A 21,155-nucleotide genomic window follows, 5' to 3' on the forward strand; every position below is an offset into this window, starting at 1 on the left:
ATGGACCCGCGCCAAGAGCTGGTCGACTACCTCACCCGCCAGCTCGTAGGCCCCGCCGGCGCCGACGACGAGGTGCTCGACGCGCCGCCGGACCGTCAGTACCTGATGGGCACGCTCTACCCGCAGGAGGCGGACCGTCGGCGACGGCTCGACCCTGCCGCGGACGATCCGGAGGCACCTGGCACCGAGCGCGACGCCCCCGACGTGGACCCTGCTCTCGATTTCCTGCCCGAAGCCAACAGTTGGCTCCCCGCGTCTCTCGGCGTCAGCTTCTACACCGACGCGGTACGCGTCGAGGTGACCTGCGCCGCCGCCCACTACGAGACGCAGCGCAGCGGGGCCGGGCGCGGACGGCGCTGGAAGCGCGTCGCTCTGGAGCCCGAGATCCACACGGTCGGCCCCGAGGTCAAGGAGGTCCCCGTCTTCGGCGACCACCGCGCCCGCGCGACGATCCAAATTACGCGGCGTTCCTACGGCGTGGGCACCCTTCTCACGGTGTCCCTGGTCAACAACGCCCACGACGGCGGCGCCGACGACAAGACGCCTCACTGGGACGACATGCTCTTCCAGTGCCGGCTCAGCGTCCGCCCCGTCGGCGGCGCCGTGCTGCCCTACCCGAGTGTCCGGCTGGCCAGCCGTGATCCCGAGGAGCGAGAACTGCGTCTGCAGTACCGCCACGTCGTCACCCACGCTGTCGGCCACGGATGTGCCGTCCGCGAGGACCACGATGAGAACGGCGCCGTCGAACTCCTCAGCTGTGACGTCCTGCCGCGCTCCGAGGTGCCCGCCATCCGAGCCGGCGGCCCGCTCGACTCCCCGGTTCTCACGTTGGCCCATCTGGCCGACCCGGCTGTCGACCGAGGCCAACTCCGCGAAGGACTGCATGAGTTCGCTGCCAGCTACCACGCCTGGTACGTGGGCCAGCGGTCGGTGCGGGTGCCGGAGTGGGGTCAGGAGGCGGCCGACCGGATTCTCGACCGCGTCCGCCGGGCCGTCACCCGCATCGAAGCGGGCGTGCGCACCTTGTGCGACCCCGGCCGTCCTGAACTCCTCGACGCCTTCCGGATCGCCCAGCGGACCATGCTGTTACAGATGCGGCACTCCGCCCCCGACCAGGCCGGGCAGAGATGGCGCCGCTCCGATGTCGTGGCCCTGGACCCGGCCGTCGACCCCGAGGCCGCCTGGCGCCCTTTCCAGCTCGCCTTCTTCCTTCTCGCCCTCGACGGTGTCGCCGATCCCGGGCATCGGGACCGCGAGACCACCGACCTGATCTGGTTCCCCACCGGTGGTGGCAAGACCGAGGCGTATCTGCTGCTGGCAGCCTTCACCATCGCCCTGCGCCGGATCCGCGGTGAAGGCGACGGGACCACCGTGCTCAGCCGCTACACCCTCAGTCTGCTCACCACCCAGCAGTTCCAGCGCGCCGCCACCACGATCTGCGCCCTGGAGCACCTCCGCCGCACCGAACCCGGACTCGGCCTCGGCGAGGCGCCCATCACCATCGGCCTCTGGGTCGGAGACACCACCACTCCGAACAGGTACGAGAGCGCCAAGACCGCCTTCGACGAGCAGCGAGAGGCCAGCCACCCCGAAGACGTCTTCATCCTCGACCGCTGCCCGTGGTGCGGCACCCGCATTCTGCCGCCGACCTGGTCCGGGGTGCGCTCCGACTACGGAGTCCGCGCCGAGACGGACCGGTTCGCCTTCCACTGCACCCGTGACGAGTGCGCATTCCACGACGTCCTGCCCGTCGCCGTCGTGGACCAGCACCTCTACGAGGATCCGCCCACCTTCGTCCTTGGCACCGTCGACAAGTTCGCCCGGCTCGCCTGGGAGCCCGACTCCGGACGCCTCTTCGGCGCGGGCACCGGCAACCCGCCACCGTCCCTGATCATCCAGGACGAGCTGCACCTGCTCACCGGGCCGCTCGGCACCACCGTCGGGCTGTACGAGGCAGCCATCCTGGAGCTGTGCACCGCTCCGGACCGCCGCCCGCCCAAGATCGTCGCTGCCACGGCCACCATCCGGCGCTCCGCCGAACAGGTCCGGGCCCTGCACCACCGGGACGTCCAGCTGTTCCCGCCGTCCGGGCCAGACGCCCGGGACAGCTTCTTCGCCGTCCCCGACACCGACCGCACCGGCCGCCTCTACCTCGGCGTCATGGCTCAGGGCCACACCGCCGGCCGAGGGGCCGTGACCACCACGGCGGCCATGCTCCAGGGCGTCCACCAACTGCCCGAGGAACACCGTGACGACTACTGGACCCTCGTCGCCTACCATCACAGCCTGCGTGAACTCGGCCGTACCGTCACCGCGGCCGGCGACGACATCCCCGCCCAGCTCCGCGGCCTCGACGAGGGTTCGGGCACGCGGGAGCTGGTCGGCGAGCAGGTGCAGCAACTCGACAGCAGCGTGAAGCGTGCCGATCAGCCCATCCTCCTCGACCGCCTCGAAAAGCCCTGGACGGACCTCCGGTCGGTGTCGTTCCTGCCCTGCACCAACATGCTCTCCGTCGGCATCGACGTGAAGCGGCTCGCCTACATGCTCATGCAGGGCCAGCCCAAGACCACCGCCGAGTACATCCAGGCCACCAGCCGCGTCGGCCGCCACCACGTGCCCGGACTCGTCGTCACCTACTTCAACGCCAGCCGCCCGCGCGACCGGTCCCACTACGAGACCTTCACGGATTACCACCGGGCCCTGTACCGCTATGTCGAGCCGGCCAGCGTCACCCCCTGGGCCCCGCCCGCACGCCGCCGCGCCCTGCACGCGGCGCTCGTCATCCTGGTACGCCACGGACTCGGCCTGGGGGCCGAGAACCAGGCCGGACGGATCGCCGTCCACAAGGAAGCGGCGGGACGGATCGCCGATGGCCTCGCAGAGCGGGCCGCGGTCGCCGAATCCGGTTCCACGGGGGTTGACGCCGACGCCGTACGCGCCGACGTACGAGCAGAACTCGGCTACCTGCTGGACGACTGGTGCCGGCAGGCCGGCACCGCCGCCGCCGACGGCAAGGACCTCTACTACCGCAGCCAGGGCAAGGGCCAGCACAACCTGCTCAAGGCCTTCGAGCAGCGATACGGCCTGTGGGAGACCCCCAACTCCATGCGCAGCGTGGACCGCGAGTGCCAGATCACCGTGACGGGAGCAGGGAAGTGAAGCGCAGACTCCGGGTCCGCCAGGCGCAGACCGTGCTGCCGTTCGGTGTGGGCGCGGTACTCGACGTCCAGGGCGAGTCCTTCGTCGCCGCCGGCATCGAGCACTGGCCGAGGCTGAAAACCCCCGTCCCGTCGGAACGGCTCGCAGCCCGCCTCGGCGTGACGGGCTTCTTCGCCGCGCCGCACACGCTCAACGATCGCTACGACAGTGCCGACCGTCCTGGCGTCCCCTATGTGCGCTTCCCCGGCTGGCTGTTCTGCGGCTCCTGCCGGACCATGGTCCGCTTCCTGCGCGAGAACGAGAAGCCGGGCGAGCCGCCCGCGTGCATGTCCTGCGCTGCCGGGCCCCGCCTCACCCCGATGCGGTTCATCCGGATCTGCCCCGACGGGCACCTCGACGACGTCGACTGGTGGTACTGGGCCCACTCCAAGCTCCCGCCCGAACAGCGGGACGCCTGCTCCGAGTCGAAGCACGCCTGGAAGGCCGGCCGGCTCAGCTTCCGCGTCGCCGACCGCGCCTCCGGGCTCGAAGCACTGTCGGTGCGATGCGGAGCCACCGGGCGGAGCGGAAAGCCCTGCGGTGCCGAACGTGGCCTGCTCGACATCCTCGGTCCCCAGAGCGGACGCTGCTCGGGCCGCAACCCCTGGCAGCACCGGGATGCCCGGACTCCCTGCGGTCAGCAGGTGCACGTCGTGCAGCGCACCGCCGGCAACGTCTACTATCCGGTCGTCCATTCGGCACTCGACATACCCCGGACCGCCGAAGCCCCGCGGGCGGAGCGGAGCATGACGGATGCCGTCCTGGACCACGGATACTGGACGCACCTGATCGGGGCGCTCGGCACGCCCAGGGCCACGGTCTTCCGCGACATGATCAAGGAGGACACCGACTGCTCCGACAGCCTCATCGACCGGCTCGTCGCGGAGGCCACCGGTGCCCCCGCCACGACGCCTCCCGGCCGGCCCGAGTCCGCCCGTGCCGGGAGCATCGACCTCAGCCGCGACGAGTGGTACGCCTTCGATGCCTCCCTACTTCCCGAACCGACCGCCGAATTCGCCGTCCGGCGGGGCGGACTCGGCCTCGACGGTGAAAAGGAGGAACCCTGGGCCACCCTCGACGGGCACATCGGCGGAATGATCCTCGCCGACCGCCTCCGCGAGGTGCGGGCACTGACCGGCTTCCGACGCCGCTCGCCCGCCGGCACCCTCGTTCCCGCCGATACGAGTGGCCGACTGCGCTGGCTCCCCGCGACCGAGGTCTACGGCGAGGGCATCGTCCTCTCCCTCGACGAACAGCGTCTCACCGCCTGGGAGAACGACCTGCGCGTGCAGGCCCACGTCCGCGGGATCCATACGGACCTCGACGCGTCGTTCCGCAAGGAGCAGCTCGCCGAGACGACCGGGGACGACCTCTCGCCCCGCTTCCTGCTCCTCCACACCGTCGCTCACCTGCTCATCCGCCAGTTGTCCTTCGACTCCGGCTACACCACGGCCAGCCTGCGAGAGCGTGTGTACGGCCGCCCCGAACACGGCCAGCGAGGGCTGCTGATCTACACGGCGGCCGGTGACGCGGAGGGGACCCTCGGGGGCCTCGTCCGCCAGGGCGAGGCACCACACTTCGCCGAGACGCTCATCCGCATGCTGGAGGCGGCCGCCTGGTGCTCCGCCGACCCGCTGTGCGCCGAGCACACCGGCCAGGGCTTCGGCAACCTCAACCGGGCCGCCTGCCACGCCTGCACGCTGCTGCCCGAGACCAGCTGCCAGACAGGCAACACCCTTCTCGACCGCGCCCTGGTCGTCGGCTCAGCCCGCGTCCCCGGCTATTTCGCCGAAGTCCTCACCGCGAGCCGCGAGTCCGCTGCCGCCATCGCCCAGGGATGACACCCATGACCGCTGCCCGCACCTTGGTGCTCCACCCCGGCCTCACTCAGGTCCAGCGCGACTGTCTGGATGCCCTGCCGTTGACCGGCAACCACGTTGTCAGCGGCCCACCAGGCAGCGGGAAGAGCCTGCTCGCCGCGCATCGTGCCGTCCACCTGGCGCTCACCGGCCGCCCCACTGTGCTCCTGTCGCGTTCCAACCTCCTGCGGCAGCTCTTGCGGGACATGCTCAAGGGACTCGCGGTCCCTGGAGCCCCAGTGGAGGCATCCACCATTCACGCCTGGATCCAGAAGCACTTCGGTGACGGCATACCGCGAAGCCAGGACGGCTGGTTCGACTGGACGGCCCTCACCGGCCAGGCCGCCGGGATGCGCGGCACACACGACGCGACCACGCCCCACCTTGTCGTCGACGAGGGGCAGGACGTCTCTCCGGAGTTCTACCGGCTCGTCCGCCTCGCTGCCGAGTCGGTGTCGGTCTTCGCCGACGAGTGCCAGCGTCTCACCGACACCAATTCCACCCTCACAGAGATCAGCGACGCCCTCGGCCGATCCACCGGGCGGGCCGACCTCTCCGGCAACCACCGCAACACCCGAGAGATCGCCTCACTCGCCGAACACTTCCGCACCGGCGGAGCCATCCCCCGGATGCCCGTCCGCAGCGGCACCCTGCCACTGATCCGGCACTACTCCAGCGCCAGGGACCTCGCTGACGACATCGTGATCAAGGCGGTGAGGCTCCCGGATGAGCGCCTCGGCGTCATCGTCAACTCCATGGCGACAGGCGGCGACCTGATGCGTCGCCTGGAACGCGCCGGCCTCGCCCACGAACCCCAGCTGTACAGCTCGGAAGCCTCCGCAGGCCGCTACCGCGACCTCGACCTGGCCCGCCCCGGGGTCGTCGTCGTCCACCGCGCCAGCGTCAAGGGCCTCGAATTCGACACCGTCGTCATCGCCGACGCGGAGTCCGACTCTGCCATCGATCCCACGTCGGCGACCCTGCGTATGGCGTACTACGCGATGATCACCCGCGCCCGGCAGCGGCTGGTGGTCGGCTGGCAGGGGAACCGGCTTCCGCGGCATCTGGAAGGGCTGAATGGATGGGCTCAGATGCGGAGTTGAGACCATTCCGTGCGCTGTCGGACGTAGGCTGCTGCGAGAACGCAAGGGGAAGAAGATGACTGAGGACCGCGGGGCGACCGTCCCGGTGTGGACGCTGGCAACCGCCGACGTCCGAGTGCCGGGGCTGACCGCAGGTGAGTCGTTGACGGGCGAACGCCTCGCCGAACTGCGCGGAGTGCTGGCCGCTCTGGCCGACGAGCCGATCGCTACGCTTGAGGTACATCCGCTGCCGGACAAGATCGACCGGGGTCGCGGCATCGCGCTCGACGCCGCGAGCCCGCTGGCGCAGCACCTGTCGCAGTTCATCACGCAGTCGACGCGAAGTTCTCTCACGGCGGCCAGAGCAACCGCCTCCGGTGAGAACCTGTACCGCATGGTGATCCCGGCGAAGGTCGCCGCCCAGTTCGGGCAGGGGTGCGTCCGCTCGATGGTGCCGAAGGGCGCGGCCGGAGGCATCTACGGTCCGCTCATCGACTCCGGCGGAAAGATCGCCGCCCATGCGAAATTCGTGCCCGTCGGAGGCGCGGCAGCGGCGGGCACGGCCGGCGGGGCCGGAGCGACCGCCGGTGCGGTGGCCGCCGGCGGCACGGCGCTCACCGTGGCGGCTCCGCTCGTACTCATGGCCGTGGCGGTTGGGGTGAGCGCGCACGCCGACCGCAGGCGGCAGCAGGCCATCGAGCACATCACTGAGCTGCTTGAGAGCCTTCAGGAGGACAGGCTCGACGACGAGCGCAGCGCACTCGACGGCTGCCGCGGCGCAGTCGACAAGGCCACGGCCATTCTGCTCGACCAGGGCAAGCTCGGTGTCTCCCTCGGGCTCGACTCGGCGGTGCACGCCATCGACACGGCGCTGAGCAAGGCCGACGGGCGTCTTTCCCGGTGGCAGGGCGCACTCGACGCGTTCCGCGACGGCGAGACGGTCGAACTGGCCACCCTGACGAAGGCGTTCCCCGGCGTGGACGACGACCATGGCGGTACGTTCCGCACCCACATCGAACTCGCGTCCTTGGCCATCGCGCTGAAGCGGCGGGTGATCATCCTCCAAGCCGTCGAGCACGCGCAGAGCGACGAAGGTAATCCGTTCCAGAACTTCACCCGCGAACTCAAGCGCGATCAGCAGAGCCTCGACGACATGGAGTCGGGCATCGCTGGTGTCCTGGTACGCCTGTCGGCACTGGAGCTGGCACGCCCGAGCGGTTTGCGGGCGCCCGTCTTCACGACCGGTGAAGTGGATCGCCTCATGGGCGCGGCACACCGGATCCACCAGCTGGGACGTGGCGTCACCGTCAACAGCCGTACGACAGACGTGGCGATCGAGATCGCCCGCGGCAGGGACGGCTCGGTGTTCGTGCTTCCCGCGGTGCCGGCGTAGACCTGTGGAGCAGGGCGGAAGTCCTCCTGGGCACGTCTCCGGCGGACTTCCGGACCCATGGTGGTGGGACGAGACTCGTCGCCGCAGCCGACGAGAAGGCACGCAGAGCTGTCCTGGAGATCACTTCTTCGTCTTCTGGAGCTTGGCGGCCGGGACGCGCTTCTGACCCATCTCGATGATCAGGCCGGCGGCCCTGAACGTGAGGTTGAGGGCGACGCTGTCGGGGACCTGCTGGTCGGGGCCGAGGTGTCCGGTGATGTAGTCGCCCATCTGGACATCCGGGTCCAGCCGCTTGAGGACCATGTAGGCGATGGACTCCGCTTCGACCTCGTCGCGGGCATGGGCCGCGATGCGTTCCTCGTCCGAGCGGGGCCGCCACCGACGGTCGGGCCAGGCATCCCCAGGACCTGCACCGAGGTGTCCGCAGAACAGGTGGCCGAGTTCGTGGGCGAGCGTGGTGTACCGGTCCAGCAGGGACAGATTCCGGTTGACCTCGATCTCGAAGAGGATCGGGTACTTCTCCGGCCGGTCCCCGGGCCTGCCGCCAGGACGGCTGACGAAACCGTCTGACCTGCTCGGGTACGTGCGCCCGTAGGAGGAGGCCGCGTGGTCGACGAGGGTCAGCCTGACTCCCAGGGGCGCCAGGTTCGCCTCCGTGTGGTGCCAGACCTCGGCGACCTTCTTCGCACCGGCCCGGGAGGTCACCGCCACCGGGGAGGTCACCTCCCTGGGCAGGGGCCGGGCTCCCGGAAGGGCTTCGGTGTCCCCGACGTCGTACACGAGCATGTACGGCCCCCGGGGCTGGAAGATCAACAGCGGTTGGGCGCCGGGCCTGAGCACCCGCAGGAACTTCGACTTCCACTCCGCGGAGGACAGGACATAGCGAGCGCCCGGCCTCTGGATGTGGACCACCATCGCATTGAACGGGGCATACCGCTTGAAGCGGCCCACGAAGTCGAGCAGCTGCACGTAATCGGCGGACGAACGGTAGCGCTGGGCACCACGGACGAGATCGTCGATCGAGGCCTTGGCCAGGTCCGCCTGCGAGACGTCGACCTCCTCGTCGAACAAGAGGTCCAGCCCGTGCTGCGTCATCACCGGTTCTTCGTGTTCCAGCGGAATCTCGCGCAGCCTCTTCCATGCCGCGAGTTGCTCTCCGGCCCACCGGGGTTCGACCATGTGCGCGAACGACAGCAGCCCGGTGACATGTGCGTCCAGCTCCGCCAGATCTTCGAACTTCTGGTGATAGCAGTGCTGCATGACACCGAACGACGCCGCTCCTCGCACATGCAGGGTGATGCGCCGCTTGTACGCGCGCGTCAGGCGAGGCGTGGAGCCGTCGACGAGGATGCCCAGAACGCTCCTGCGGGCACCGGGACGAGCCACGTAAGTCTTCTTCGCGTTGAGCCTCATACCCAGAGGCTCCAGGGCCCTCTTCACCTCGGTGACGAGACGGTCCACACGCTCCGGGCGCACGGGCCCACGGCTGGAGAAGTACAGGTCGTCGCTGTAGCGGGTGTAGCGCAGACCCCAGGACTCGGCCTTGTGGGCGAGAACCGCGTCGACGTCGCGCATGACCATGTTCGACAGGTACCCGCTGGTGGGTGCGCCCTGCGGCAGGAAGCCCTCGTGGGTGTGCTGGTGGACGAGGGTGGGCCGGCGGACGGAGAAGCGCTGCCCGGTGGCCTCCAGACGCACATCGCGGCGCCCGGTGCCACGGTTCGGCCAGGTGTGGTTCGACTCGGGTGGCGAGACGGTGACCAGCCGGGCCGTGGTGTAGGCACCCAGGGTACGGCCGACACGGCGCAGGCCGATCTCCGGAGAGCCGTCGTCGCCCTCCACGAGTTCGATCCTGTACTCAGGACCTGCCGTGCGGGGCCACGCGCCCTTCAGAGCCGCGTGCACATGCCGCTCCCTGATGCTCCCGAAGAAGTCGGCGACATCCAGGCGGATCACTGTGTGGGCCCGCAGATGGACGGCCGCGCAGTCCACGACCGAGCGGCCCTTGCGGTAGGCGAACGCCGCCGGGTGCGGCTGGAACCTGGCTGGAAGAGTCCCCAGGCGGGCCAGGATCTCCTGCTGTATCCACGACAGGCGCCGGATGGGGGCGTGCAGGGTCCGCAGTCCTCCGCGGGGCTTGGGGATCCGGTGCTCGGTGTACGGGTAGATCGAGCCGCTGACCACCGCGTGGATGAACGCCTCGGGTCTGAGATCCCAGAAGTCGTCTGCCGCCGTCATCGAACCGCCCCGTCCCCCCCTGGTGAGACGCAGCCGACGGGCCTCACCTTGAGCTGTTCCACCGCCCCTGAACGGGCGGCTGCTGTGTCCCCTCCACCACCCTGTGACAAGCACAGGGTTCGACCCCTGGATCCGGTGTGATCAGCACCCGGACGTCAGGACCGGAAGGCCCATCGCAAGGGATGGGTTCCTGAGACCCGTCGACTGCGTTGAGCAAGATCGTAGCCGTCCCGGATGTCGAACCCACCGGTTCAAGACACCCCGGGGGCACACCGGACCTGCGCGCTCCCTCTGTTCACGGCGCTGACAACTCCGCCCGGACGGTCTTGCCGCCTGGCGGGTAGGGGACGCATTCCCACCGATCGGAGAGGGCAGCGACGAGCAGCAGGCCACGTCCGCCGGTGAGCAGCGCCTCCGGTTCGGCGTCCGCTGCGGGGAAGTGAGGGGGCGACTCGCCGCGCGCGTCGGTGACTTCGACGTGGAGACGCCTCGCTGAAGGCTCGAAGGCGAGGGTGATCCGGAAGCAACGTCCCGGCACGAGGCCATGGAGGACGGCGTTGGCGGCCAGCTCCCCGACGACGAGTTCGGCACGCTCCGTGAGGTCCTGCGGGGCGTCCCAGGCGTGCAGTTGCATGACGGCGAGGAGGCGCGCGAGCCGGGCTCCCCGGCGGGTGGGGGACAACAGCTGGGTGAACGTGTGTGCGTGGGCAGGGGTGTTGATGGGCGCGGCGAGGTGGTCCATGGGGGCATCTTGGCCGCGGGGAAGCGGCAAGAGCGACAGCCCGGCCCCGTACGCGGAGTCAGCGTACGGGCACGGGGAGTGGACGGTACGGCCCCTTATCCGTCACGCTGAGTGCCCTGCACGCGCGGCGCGGAACGCGGCCGTGGTGCGTACGGAGAGGGGCGGCGGATGGGCGGTGTCGGCGTGGACGCAGACGTGGTCGGGAACACTCGCGTGCGGTCGGCCGAGGCGGGGGAGTGCGAGCGCGAACCCTCACCGTCGGACAGTCTGCGCACCTTCGGCGCGGTCGTCCAGGCCCTGCGCGAGCACGCAGGACTCAGCCGGGGTGACTTGAGCGCCCGCGTCCAGTACTCCCGGCACACCGTCGAGTCCGTGGAGCTGGGCCGCCGTATGCCGGACGAGGCATTCGTCGAGCGAGCCGAGGAGGCCCTGGGTAACACTGGCGCGCTGCGGAAGGCATCGCGCCACCTGAGCAGGGGCGAGGCAGGACTCGCGGCCTGGTTCCGGCGGTGGGCCCGGCTGGAGCGGGAGGCGGTGAGCCTGTGCACCTACGAGTGCCGACTGGTGCCGGGGCTGTTGCAGTCGGAGGGGTACGCGCGGGCGGTGTTCGAGGGCACGATCCCGCTGCGGACGGACGAGGAGCTGGAGGCGCAGCTCGCGGCGCGGATGGAGCGTCAGGCGATGATGCGGGAGCGGCCGAGGGTACCGTTCAGCTTCATCGTCGAGGAGCACGTGTTCCGGAGGGGCTTCGGAAGCGCGGAGCAGATGCGCGAGTCGCTGGACCACGTCCTGGATCGCAGTGCTCCGAGGAACGTGACCTTGCAGCTGGTGCCCTTGAGCGCGGGTCTGCATGCTTGCCTGGACGGGCCGGTGCAGGTGCTGGAGACACCGGAGGGGCGGCGGCTCGGATACTCCGAGGGGCAGAAGAACGGGCGGCTGATCTCGGATCCCAAAGAGGTGAGTGTGCTCTGCCGACGCTATGAAACACTGCGCTCGCAGGCCCTGAGTCCGTCGGACTCCCGGGGCCTGCTGGAGCGACTGCGAGGAGAGCTATGAACAGCGGAACGACGGAACTCGCCTGGTTCAAGTCCAGCTACAGCGGCAGTGAAGGCGACAGCTGTGTGGAGATCGCGGCCGCCGAACAGGCCGTGCACGTGCGGGACTCCAAGGACGTGAGCCGCCCGGCGTTCGCCGTGGGACGGGAGTCCTGGGAGCCGTTCGTGCGGTTCGCCTCGGAGCGCTGAGCGACCAGCGTGTGCTGCCCGGCCACGGGCGGGCAGCACACGCGCGATGGCGAGCGGTCAGGTCAGGGTGTTGCGCAGGTGCGGGCCGAGGTAGCCGATGTAGACCTTGCCCGAGCGGGGGCCGTCCTCGTAGAAGTGCAGGCGCGGCGCGACGGTGTTGCCCCGGCCGATCTTCAGGTGCGCCTGCATGAACGCCTTGCCGCCCGGCTCCACCGCTACTGGGACCGGCAGCATCCGCTCGTTGCGGAGCTTTCCGTTCTTGGCGACGGCGTCCGACTCCCGCATGGCGACCTTGGCCGCGGGGAACGGGAAGGCGCCGGACTCGTCGGACTTGCACCAGCTCAGGAAGTCGCCGCTTGCACCCCCGTCGGCCGAGGCCTCGGCGAAGTGGTTCAACGCGAGCAGACCGTCCCAGGCGACGTTGAGCCAGTTGTCCACGGACTGGCTGTCGAGCCCCTGTGTGATCTTGCGGTTGCCGGTGAACGACAGGTACGGCAGCTCGGTGAGGCGGTCCAGTAGTTCGGCGAAGGACGTGGGGTAGTCGATGGGCGGGCTGTCCGCAGGGGCGTAGGCGGCGGTGAACTCGCCGAGTGATTGCAGCTGTTCTCGCAGGTAGGAGATCAGCCGCTGGGACTCCTGGAGCTTGTCGTACAGCTCCTCGTTCTCGCCTCGGAGTTCGTCGCTGGTCCGTTCCGACTTGGCGGCCTCCGCGTACAGGTCGTTGATCTCGTCGACACGCAGGCCCTCCGCGCGCTCCGCCTCGTCGAGCATGGTGGTGAGCGTGGCGTTATCGGCACGGAGCTGGGCGAGGTCCGTGGCGTCCGGCTTGGGACGGGGCCGGGTGCGGGTGCGGTGACGCGGCACGCTGAGCAGGGCGGCGGGCAGGGCGCTTCGGGCGGAGAGACGTTGAGGCAGGACGGCGAGGATGGACGAGGCGCGGCGGGGATTGCTCTCGATCGTCCTGCGCGACATCACCGGGTGCCGCTGGGCGTCGGGCTTCCAGGCCGGGTCGAGCCCGGGGACGTAGGTGCGTACGCCGCCGCCGAACACGGGGTGGTATTCCAGCGCCTTGTTGAACCGGTTCATGGCCTCGGGTGCGAGCACGTAGAGCACCGCCAGGCCGTGCAGGTTGCGGAAGAGAGGCTCAACGACATCGCGGGACCAGTCGTCCGGGTTCCTTCCGAACGGCACGGTGGCGATGACGACGGGTAACCGGCGCTCGGTGTCGCAGAGTTCCTCGATCAGGTCACCGACGTCTTCCGGCTCGATGAACGCCGGCTCGGTGGTCACGTCGGCCTGTCCGTCGCGCGCTTCGAGGGAGTCGAGCAGCAGCCGGACGAGCTTCGGGGTGTTGGCCTTGGTCGGGAACTGCTTCTCGTCGGCGGGCTGGTGCTCGATGTCGACCTGCAGCCAGGCGCGTCCCTCGTCCTCCGGAAGCCCGGCGCGCACGACGAGGGTGGACTGCCAGGTCCCTGAGGCTTCGGTGGGCGTTTCACGCATGCGCCACCGGCTGTACGCGCCGTTCCTGCCGGATTCGGAGTCCCGGTCGAGGACGGCGTGCGGAGCGACCTCCGTCCTGCCCTCGTCCAGGCCGGATGGATCGTAGCCCTTGTCGCGGAGCCAGGCTATGAGTTCCCGTTCGGCGACGGCACAGGCTTGCACATAGTCCAGATCGGTCGAGACGACCATGCGATATCCGCGAGGTTCCATCGGCTGTTCCTTTCATCCGGCCCGTCGTGCGCTGCCGTGCGGCGGGTCAGTCCTACTGGTTGCGGGATTGTGCCTCCGGGCCGTAACCGAGGGCGGCACGGTTGACGAGGCGGTCGCCGAGTTCGCGCACGGGCGCGGGCGACACCTTCTCTGGGGACTTTCGCGTGGCGGACTTCTTGGCCGAGGGCTTGGGTGCGGACCTCTTGCCGCCTGAGCGCTTGGAGAGGGCTGCTGCCTTGGCTTTCCGGGCATCGGCGGCGGCCCGGGTGTTGCGCGCCGCGAACTTCTTCCGCAGGGCGGTGAGCTGCGCGCGCTCGTCTGTTGTGAGGTCGGCCGGTAGCGCGTTCACCAGGGCCTGGGCGCGGCTGAGCCCGAAGCGGGCCTGGTGCCAGCGCTTGGCGTTGAGCGCCGTGCGGATCACCCCGATGGTCTGCCGCAGCGCTTTGAGCTTCGCCGGCTGCTTCCGGGGCAACGGCAGATCGGCCCCGCTCGACCGGGACTGTCCCGCCGCGCGGGTGCCCCAGTCGCTCCCTGACGTCAGGACGACGGTCGAGCGGGGATTGCTGCTCTGGCTGCGGCGCACCACGGCGTGTTCGCCTCCTTCGTGGATCAGTCGTGGCGGGGGCCGTGCCCGGGGGGCGGGGTGAGGGTGGAGTGGTAGGTGCCGTTCTCGCCCTCGGTGAGGGGGTTCTCCATGGCCAGGCCGGCGGCGGCCATGCGGTCGTACTCGGCGAGGATCAGTCGCTTGGTGCGGTACTCGCCGTGGGCCTTGATGTCGTTGTCGCGGGTGACGTTGAAGGTGTCGAGGATGTAGTCGGTGTCGGCGCGGCTGATGCCGTAGAGGTGGAAGAAGAGCGCGTCCAGCTCAGCCCGGATGACGGCACGGCGCTCGGGGTCCCAGCGGAAGGGGGCGCCGGTGTCGCCTAGGTCGCGGGCGAAGGGGGTCATGTCGTGCGCGGTGTAGGTGAGTTCGAGGAGGCGGGGGCCGATAGTCTCAGCGTGGGACGCGAGCTGGTCGGGGGTGGGGACGGCAAGCTGCCGCACAATGAAGTAGCTCATCGAAGTGCCGCCGACAGCTTGTCGAGCGATGTAGTCAACGACGAACGAAGACCAGACAGCCGTGAGCAGCGTTGCTTCCCGGGCGAGGGCGAGCAGGTATTTGTGGCCGAAGCCGTGGGCGGGAGCGGCTGACGCAATCATGGTGCGCTCGTCGCTCGCCCGGCAGACGTCACGCCAGCCGAAGAGCCACTGCCGATCCCATCCCTTCGCGGCCAAGCGGCTGCGGACGCCCGGCTCCATGACGGGCTTGCCGTGCTTGTCGACCTCCCCGGTCGGTACGTCCTGCTCCGGCACCCAGTAGCGCGGCAAGGGCAGGGCGGAAGCATCCTGGTGCTGCTCCAGCGTGAAACGGGGGAGGGTGCCCTTGTTGAGCTGCTTTTCAGTGGCGTTCTCGTACGTGGAGAAGCGGTGGTCGTAGTGATGGAGCATCTTCGCCTCGTACAGCGGGAGCAGGCGCTCCTCACCGCGCACGAGCGTGTTGCCAGCGAAGGCCCAACCCGTTTTGAGTAGATCGTCGAGGGTCTCATTACTCTGCGCGGCGGGGCGGAACAGAGACGAGTCGCTCGCCATGTTGAACAGGCCTTGCGTGAATGAGATGTCCCAAGGGTTCCCGTTCGCCTTCGTCGTCTCGTTGATCAGCACTGGAACGCGGCGGTAGATGCCCCGGGTGATGTCTGCATCCCGCTTGCCGCTGAACACGGGGCAGGTACCGGTGTTCGGGTTCATGGCCAGGATGTCCTCACCCGTCAGCAGGTAGCTCCGACCGGTGATCTGCTCGGGCTGGCGCACCTTGAAGACCATCCGGATCGGCTCACTGAGGGCGCCCGCTCCTCGCAGCATAAACAGACAGAAGCGGAGCTGGTTGTGTACCTCGGCGAAGACCTTGTCTTCGTTTTCGAAGTCGTACAGGGCGACAAGCTGCCCCTTCGTAATGATGTCCTTGAAGAAGAACTGTGTCGTCGCGTCAGTCGCGATTCCCGACGGGACGATTACACCCGTTCGTCCCCTCGGTCCCGTCAACGCGCGGTCCGTCTCTGTGAAAACGGCATAAGTGTTGATCCGCCCCCGACCCGTCAGCGTGAAGCGGTCGCTGCTCCGCAGGAAGTGGCTCTCACCCTCCGCACGCCGCTTAGCAGCCTCGAATTCCGCGTACAGCCGCGCGCCATCGCGTTCATCGCGCAACTCGGCGATGAGTCGCTTGCGCGCGGCGGAGTTCGTGGCCCCGGCGATACGCGGGTCCCTCTGCGCGAAGAACTCGTGCTCCACCATCTCGACCCGCTCCCACGGCGGGTTCCCCACCACCGCGTCGAACCCGCCGGCCCAGCCCGTGCCCTCCTGCACGCCCGCCCCCGACTCGGGGACGGCGAACACCTCAGGGAATTCCAGGTGCCAGTGGAAAAAGCGGTACGCGTCCCGCAGCTCCCGGATCGCCGCGTGCGTGGCCTCCGACACCACCGACCGGTCACGCCCCCGCAGCGCGCGGAACACCTGATCCGTCGGGGCGTCCGGCGCCCCCTCGTGCTTGGGCCAGACGAACGCGGCGCACCACGCGTCGGCGGCGTGCACGTCGTCGCGGTAGGCCGCCGAGCCGACGTGCTTCCGGTAGGCGGACTCCTGCGCCCGGACCTGCTCCAGCCGGTCCGACGGCGCGCCGGTGATCCGGGCCAGCTCCGCACCGTACCGCTCGTTGCCCGGCAGGGCGCTCGTGTCGAACAGCAGCTCGTCCTGGCCGCCCCGCTGGGCCTTGTTGCGCTTGACGAGCCCTGACGCGTACTTGCGGTCGTCGCCCTCGATCGGCTTGAAGGCGTCGTCGGGGACACCGTCCGCCAGCAGCTTCGGCGTCGCGCCGATCAGGCCGTTGCCCCGCTTGACGTGGGCGTCGAGGAAGCCGAGCGCCTTGCCGGGTTCCATCGCCTCCAGCCACAGCGAGACCTTCGCCAGCTCCACGGCCATGGGGTTGAGGTCCACGCCGTAGATGCAGCGTCCGATGACCTCGTGCAGGGCGTGGCGCACGGCGTCGACCGTCGGTTCCGGGTTGCGCTCGCGCACCGAGGCCACCCGTTTGGCGATGCGGCGCGCCGAGGCGACCAGGAAGTGCCCGGAGCCGCACGCCGGGTCGCAGACCGTCAGGGAGAGGAGTTCGCCGACGATGTCGGCAGTCGGGTCGGGGCGTCCCGCCTCTGTGGCCCGCCGCTCGCCCTGCTTGACCGCGTCGTCTATCACCGGGTCGAGCGTCGTGTCGAGCAGGCACTCGATCAGCGACGACGGGGTGTAGTAACTCCCGCTCGTCTTGCGGCTGTTACCGGCTACCTCCACCAGCTCGAACGACCGGTCCGTCGCCGAGTGTTTCGGCTCCAGCTCCAGCAGCGACTCGTACACCGAGCCCAGTTCCTCGGCGTCCAGATGCCGGTAGTCCACCGCCCGCCAGCGCCGCGCCCTCGGGTCCCGGACCTGGGCGAGGTGGCGTACGGCGGTCAGCAGCGACTCGTTGGACAGCTTCAGACCGTCCAGCGGCGCGTCCGCGTCCGTCCGCGAGAACAGACCGCCGAGCCCCGGCAGACCCAGCTCCGGGCGCCCGGCCTCCGCGCCCAGTGCGTCCAGGACGATGCGCAGCGCCTCGTACTGGTCTCCGTGGGCCGTCCCCTGACGCCGTCGCGCCCGCTCCCGCAACCGTGCCGAGGAGAAGTACCGCTCGTAGGCATCCCGTTGCCGCTCGCCCGCCGCCGGGTCGAGCAGGGCGTCACGGTCCTCGGCGACGAAGACGAAGAGCAGCCGGTAGACCATCCTCAGCAGTGCGTCCCGAAGGTCCTTCGGGACGATGTCCTCGCGCAGCCGGGCGTTGTCCGGGTGCCGCAGGAAGCCGGTGCCGAGTACCGTGAGCGCGTTCTGTACGCCCAGCCGCAACTGGTCCAGCGCCCTGGCGCCCGAAGTGACCGCCTCCGCACGCCACTTCTCCAGCCAGCACCCCGATGCCGCCGCCCCCTCCGGCACCGCGAAACGTGAGGCGTGGAGCACGCAGTACAGCAGCACGAACTCGCTGAACAGCTCGCCGTCGAAGATGGCTTCGAGGTCGAAGTCGACGTAGGCGGCCGTCGCGAACGACGAGGAGTCGCGCAGCAGCCGCAGCCGTCGGCCGTTGGTGAGCACCGCCCACAGGTGGGCTTCGGTGCGGTTGAGGCAGTCCTGGACCATGGACTGGGCGGGGACCTGGCCGGCCGTCGCGCGCTTGTCGAGGTCCTGGTTCCACCGGATCTGGTGGACCAGGGCCGGGCCGTGGCGGTGGGAGACCGGGAAGCGCTTCTCCGGATCGGAGTCGGCGGGGATGCCGGAGGCGCCGACCTCGCTCAGCGCCCCGAAGTCCAGCTTCCTGAACAGCTGGGACAGCCAGTCGGTGCCGGCGCGGCCAGTCGGGTCGGCGGCGGGGGCGCCTGTGACCGGGTCGGCGGGCAGAGCGGTACGCAGCTCGCGCCAGAGCGGCTTGAGGTACTCCCAGGCGCGTTCGGCCTCGTCGCGCACAGGCACCGAGGCGGGCAGGCCGTAGTCGGCCGGCTTGGTGCCGGGGAGGGTCCGTGCCTCGGCGATGCGCAGCAGCATGTCGGCGGGCAGGAGGCCGCCGACGGTGGTGACGGCGGTGAAGGCCAGGGCGGTGCGGGTGGCGGCGGGCATCAGGCTTCGGCTCCGGGCGTCGTGGGAACGGACTGCTGCTGCGGCAGGTAGACGTACACGCCGAGGACGTCGGCGGGCTCCTGCGGGACGACCTTGAGGCCGCGGACGATCTCCTCGTTGGCCTTGCGGACCCGGCGGTGCGAGGCGTCGAGTTCGGCGGCCAGACGGGTGCCGTACTCGGTGAGGTGCCCCGCCAGGTCCGGCAGACCGCCCAGGTCGCGGGCGATGGCGTTACGGGCCGCCAGCTCATGGGTGTTGCCGGCCGCACGGGCCTCGAGCAGCGCCGTCGCCGCGTCGTCGTCCAGCCAGCGGGCGCGCGACGGTGCCCCCTCGTACGCGAGGAGCCGGGCGTCCTCCGCGACGAGCTGGCGCTCGCCGGTGCGGGACGGCAGGGTGAGGTGGAAGCGGTAGCGGACCAGCAGCAGGGTGGTGCGGGTGGTGACCGCGTCCGTGGTGACCACGCCGCACCGGCGGGCCGGGCGGGGGCCGGAGGTGTCGGCGTCCAGTGCCGAGTCCAGGACGTAGGAGGCGATCGCGCCGATCGCCGGATCGGTGCGGACCAGGGCCACCTCGCCCCGGCCGACCGCCGGGGTCGTACGGAACGGAATCTGCCGGTCCTCCTCGACGAGCCGGCCACCGAGCGTGGCCGCGAGGGCGTCCCGCAGGCCCGCCGGTGCGCCGCCGGGCTGCGCGGTGAAGTCACCGGTGCCGTCGCGAGGATCGCGGACCAGGGCGTCCAGCTCGCGCAGCGCCTCCAGGGCGAAGCCGCGGACCTCGTCCGCACCGCCGAGCGCCGACCGCACGGCCGCGACCTCCAGGGCCACCTCCTCCGGATGGATCGCGCGCTGGGCGTACTTGGAGCGGGAGGTCTTCTCGCGTTCGGCGGCCGAACTCCACTCACGTTCGATGCGGTCGAAGGACTCCTGGTGCTCGTCCATCTCGAACAGGCTCTCCTGACTGCCCTGCCGACCGTGCAGCAGCAGCCACTCCACGACGGCGTCGGTGACGCCGGACGCGGTCTCGTCGGGGACGGAGACGGAGATGCCGAGGTCCTTCAGGATCTGGCGGTGCTTCTTGAACAGCACCTCCAGGACCTTGCCGTCGATGCCGTTGTCCTCGCCGTACATGGTGATGACACGGACCTGGTCGCGCTTCTGCCCGTAACGGTCGACGCGTCCCTCGCGCTGGTCGTGGCGGGTCGGGTTCCACGCCAGGTCGTAGTGGACGACGGCGTCGAAGTGGTGCTGGAGGTTGACGCCCTCGGACAGGCAGTCGGTGGCGATGAGCACACGGCGGACGGCCGGGTCGCCGCCCTCCCCGCCCTCCTCGGCAGCCTCTGCGGCGAGCAGTTCGATGCGCTCCAGGCGCTGCTGCGGCGAGAGGGTGCCGGTCACCGCGGCGATCTTCGTCTTCTTGCCGAGCTTCCCCTCCAGCTGGGCGGCGAGGTAGTCGGCGGTGGGGATGTAACGGCAGAAGACGATGGGGTGGTAGCCCTCGGCGATCAGGCTCTTCAGATGCCGGGTGAGTGCCTTGAGCTTGGCGTCCTCGGCCGGTCCGACGAGTTCGGCCGCCCGGCGGGCCAGGTCGAGGAGCCGTGCGCCCGCCTCCTCCGACTCGGCCGCGCCCGGGGCGACGTCCATGCCCTCCAGTCGGTTGTTCTCCGCGGAGTCGGCGGCCACGACCGAGCCCAGGGCGTCAGCCTCCTGCGCGGTGCGCGCGGTGGCGGACTCCGAGCGGGTCTTTAGCGTCTGCGCGGCGGCTGCGGGCGAGGACACCATCGAGCGCAGCAGCGCGATCACCGACCACCAGGCGATGCGGGCCTCCCGCTTGCCCTGCTCCCCGGCCGCCTGGACCCGGTCGCGGGCGTAGGCGATCGCGTCGTCCAGCAGAGCACGGTAGACGGGGGTGAGCTTGTACGGCTCGTCCTTCGTCCAGCGGTCGGACGGGAACGCCGTACGCTCGGCCAGGGAGTCGTCGGCGAGACCGTCCTCCTTGGTGAGGTACTCACGGACGTCGGCGCGCTTGCGGGCCACGAAGTGCTCGGCCAGCTTCGCCCGGCCGGCCGGTGACTCCAGGTCCAGCGTGGCGAGTTCGGGACGGACCAGGCCGAGCAGGTTGCGGAAGGCGGACTCCTTGCCGGAGTGCGGGGTGGCGGTCAGCAGCAGCAGGTGCCGGTCGGCGTCGGCGGACACCCTGCGCAGCAGCTCGTGGCGGAGCTGGTTCGCGGCGGACGACGTGGCCCCCTGCGCGGGGTCGTCGGAGGCCACGCAGGAGTGCGCCTCGTCGACGATCACCAGGTCGGGACAGCGGCGTACGAAGTCCTCACGGTGCCGGGCCGACTTGACGAAGTCCGTCGAGATGATCGTGTACGGATGCCGGTCGAAGAGGGTCTGGCCCAGCTCCAGGTTCCGTTCCAGCCGGGTCACGGTGGACGCCAGCACGAGTTCGGCGTCGATGCCGAACTTCTCCCGCAGCTCTCCCTGCCACTGCTCGGCCAGCGAGGGCGAGCACAGCACGGCCAGCCGTGTCGCCTCGCCCTGGGCCAGCAGCTCCTTGGCGATCAGCCCCGCCTCCACGGTCTTGCCGATGCCGACGTCGTCCGAGATCAGCAGGCGCACCGTGCGCTGCCGCAGCGCCATCAGCAACGGCACCAGCTGATAGGCGCGGGGCTCCACCGCGATCGAGGCGAGCGAACGGAACGGCCCGGCGCCCGAGCGGAACCCGATGCGCAGCGCGGTACGCAGCAGACCGGCGGCCCGCTGGTCGCCCAGGTCGGCGGCGCTCGGGGCCGCGAACTCCGCCGGACGCACCTCCTCGAAGGCGGGGAAGACGGCAGCGATGTCGTCCTCGCTCCCGCCCAGGGGACGCAGCACCAGCATGTCCGCGGCGCTCTCCGGCAGCACCACCCATTCCCGGCCGCGGGCGGCCACCAGGGAGCCGGCTGTGTACGTGAGGCTCATGAGA

12 protein-coding genes are annotated in these 21,155 nt (G+C 70.0%); 6 read left to right on the forward strand and 6 right to left on the reverse strand.

What is annotated here, in order from left to right; translation table 11 throughout:
- Genes OO67_RS19755 through OO67_RS19770 form a run of 4 tightly spaced genes read left to right on the forward strand, consistent with a single transcriptional unit; the run spans position 1 to position 7,532 of the window.
- On the forward strand, positions 1-3,159 hold the full coding sequence (locus OO67_RS19755; protein WP_033302129.1) for a helicase-related protein: 3,159 nt from the start codon (positions 1-3) through the stop codon (positions 3,157-3,159).
- Complete coding sequence (gene drmB / locus OO67_RS19760; protein ID WP_033302131.1) at positions 3,156-5,039, forward strand: DUF1998 domain-containing protein; 1,884 nt, start codon at positions 3,156-3,158, stop codon at positions 5,037-5,039. Before OO67_RS19755 ends, drmB begins: the two co-directional genes overlap by 4 nt.
- 5 nt (positions 5,040-5,044) lie before the next feature.
- On the forward strand, positions 5,045-6,160 hold the full coding sequence (locus tag OO67_RS19765) for an AAA family ATPase (protein WP_033302133.1): 1,116 nt from the start codon (positions 5,045-5,047) through the stop codon (positions 6,158-6,160).
- A gap of 55 nt (positions 6,161-6,215) precedes the next feature.
- On the forward strand, positions 6,216-7,532 hold the full coding sequence (locus OO67_RS19770) for a hypothetical protein (RefSeq protein ID WP_033302135.1): 1,317 nt from the start codon (positions 6,216-6,218) through the stop codon (positions 7,530-7,532).
- A gap of 120 nt (positions 7,533-7,652) precedes the next feature.
- Here the strand turns inward: OO67_RS19770 and OO67_RS19775 are convergent, their stop codons facing one another.
- Both OO67_RS19775 and OO67_RS19780 read right to left on the reverse strand, forming a co-directional pair.
- Entirely contained in the window at positions 7,653-9,770 is a 2,118-nt protein-coding gene (locus OO67_RS19775; protein WP_033302137.1) for a reverse transcriptase family protein, read from the reverse strand.
- Between the two features lie 295 nt (positions 9,771-10,065).
- Positions 10,066-10,512: an ATP-binding protein gene (locus OO67_RS19780; protein ID WP_033302140.1), complete on the reverse strand. Its 447-nt coding sequence runs from the start codon at positions 10,510-10,512 to the stop codon at positions 10,066-10,068.
- Positions 10,513-10,680: 168 nt separating this feature from the next.
- On the opposite strand from OO67_RS19780, the gene OO67_RS19785 reads away from it, so the two are divergent.
- Together OO67_RS19785 and OO67_RS19790 are read left to right on the forward strand one after the other, a co-directional pair.
- On the forward strand, positions 10,681-11,568 hold the full coding sequence (locus OO67_RS19785) for a helix-turn-helix domain-containing protein (protein WP_033302142.1): 888 nt from the start codon (positions 10,681-10,683) through the stop codon (positions 11,566-11,568).
- On the forward strand, positions 11,565-11,756 hold the full coding sequence (locus OO67_RS19790) for a DUF397 domain-containing protein (protein WP_033302145.1): 192 nt from the start codon (positions 11,565-11,567) through the stop codon (positions 11,754-11,756). The genes OO67_RS19785 and OO67_RS19790 overlap by 4 nt, the downstream gene beginning before the upstream one ends.
- A gap of 57 nt (positions 11,757-11,813) precedes the next feature.
- Here OO67_RS19790 and OO67_RS19795 read toward each other — a convergent pair whose 3' ends face one another.
- From OO67_RS19795 to OO67_RS19810, 4 genes are read right to left on the reverse strand one after another with little or no spacing between them, the layout of a single operon-like run.
- Positions 11,814-13,466 (reverse strand): hypothetical protein, encoded by a 1,653-nt coding sequence (locus OO67_RS19795; protein ID WP_244300267.1) that lies wholly within the window; start codon positions 13,464-13,466, stop codon positions 11,814-11,816.
- 52 nt (positions 13,467-13,518) lie between these two features.
- Positions 13,519-14,052, reverse strand: coding sequence for a hypothetical protein (locus OO67_RS19800; RefSeq protein WP_033302149.1), 534 nt, complete (start codon positions 14,050-14,052; stop codon positions 13,519-13,521).
- A gap of 23 nt (positions 14,053-14,075) precedes the next feature.
- Positions 14,076-18,191, reverse strand: a complete 4,116-nt coding sequence (locus tag OO67_RS19805; protein WP_033302151.1) for an Eco57I restriction-modification methylase domain-containing protein — start codon at positions 18,189-18,191, stop codon at positions 14,076-14,078.
- Positions 18,191-21,151: a DEAD/DEAH box helicase gene (locus OO67_RS19810; protein WP_033302153.1), complete on the reverse strand. Its 2,961-nt coding sequence runs from the start codon at positions 21,149-21,151 to the stop codon at positions 18,191-18,193. The genes OO67_RS19805 and OO67_RS19810 overlap by 1 nt, the downstream gene beginning before the upstream one ends.
- Positions 21,152-21,155: the final 4 nt, after the last annotated feature.

The sequence above is a fragment of the Streptomyces atroolivaceus genome, assembly GCF_000717025.1.
GTDB lineage: Bacteria > Actinomycetota > Actinomycetes > Streptomycetales > Streptomycetaceae > Streptomyces > Streptomyces atroolivaceus.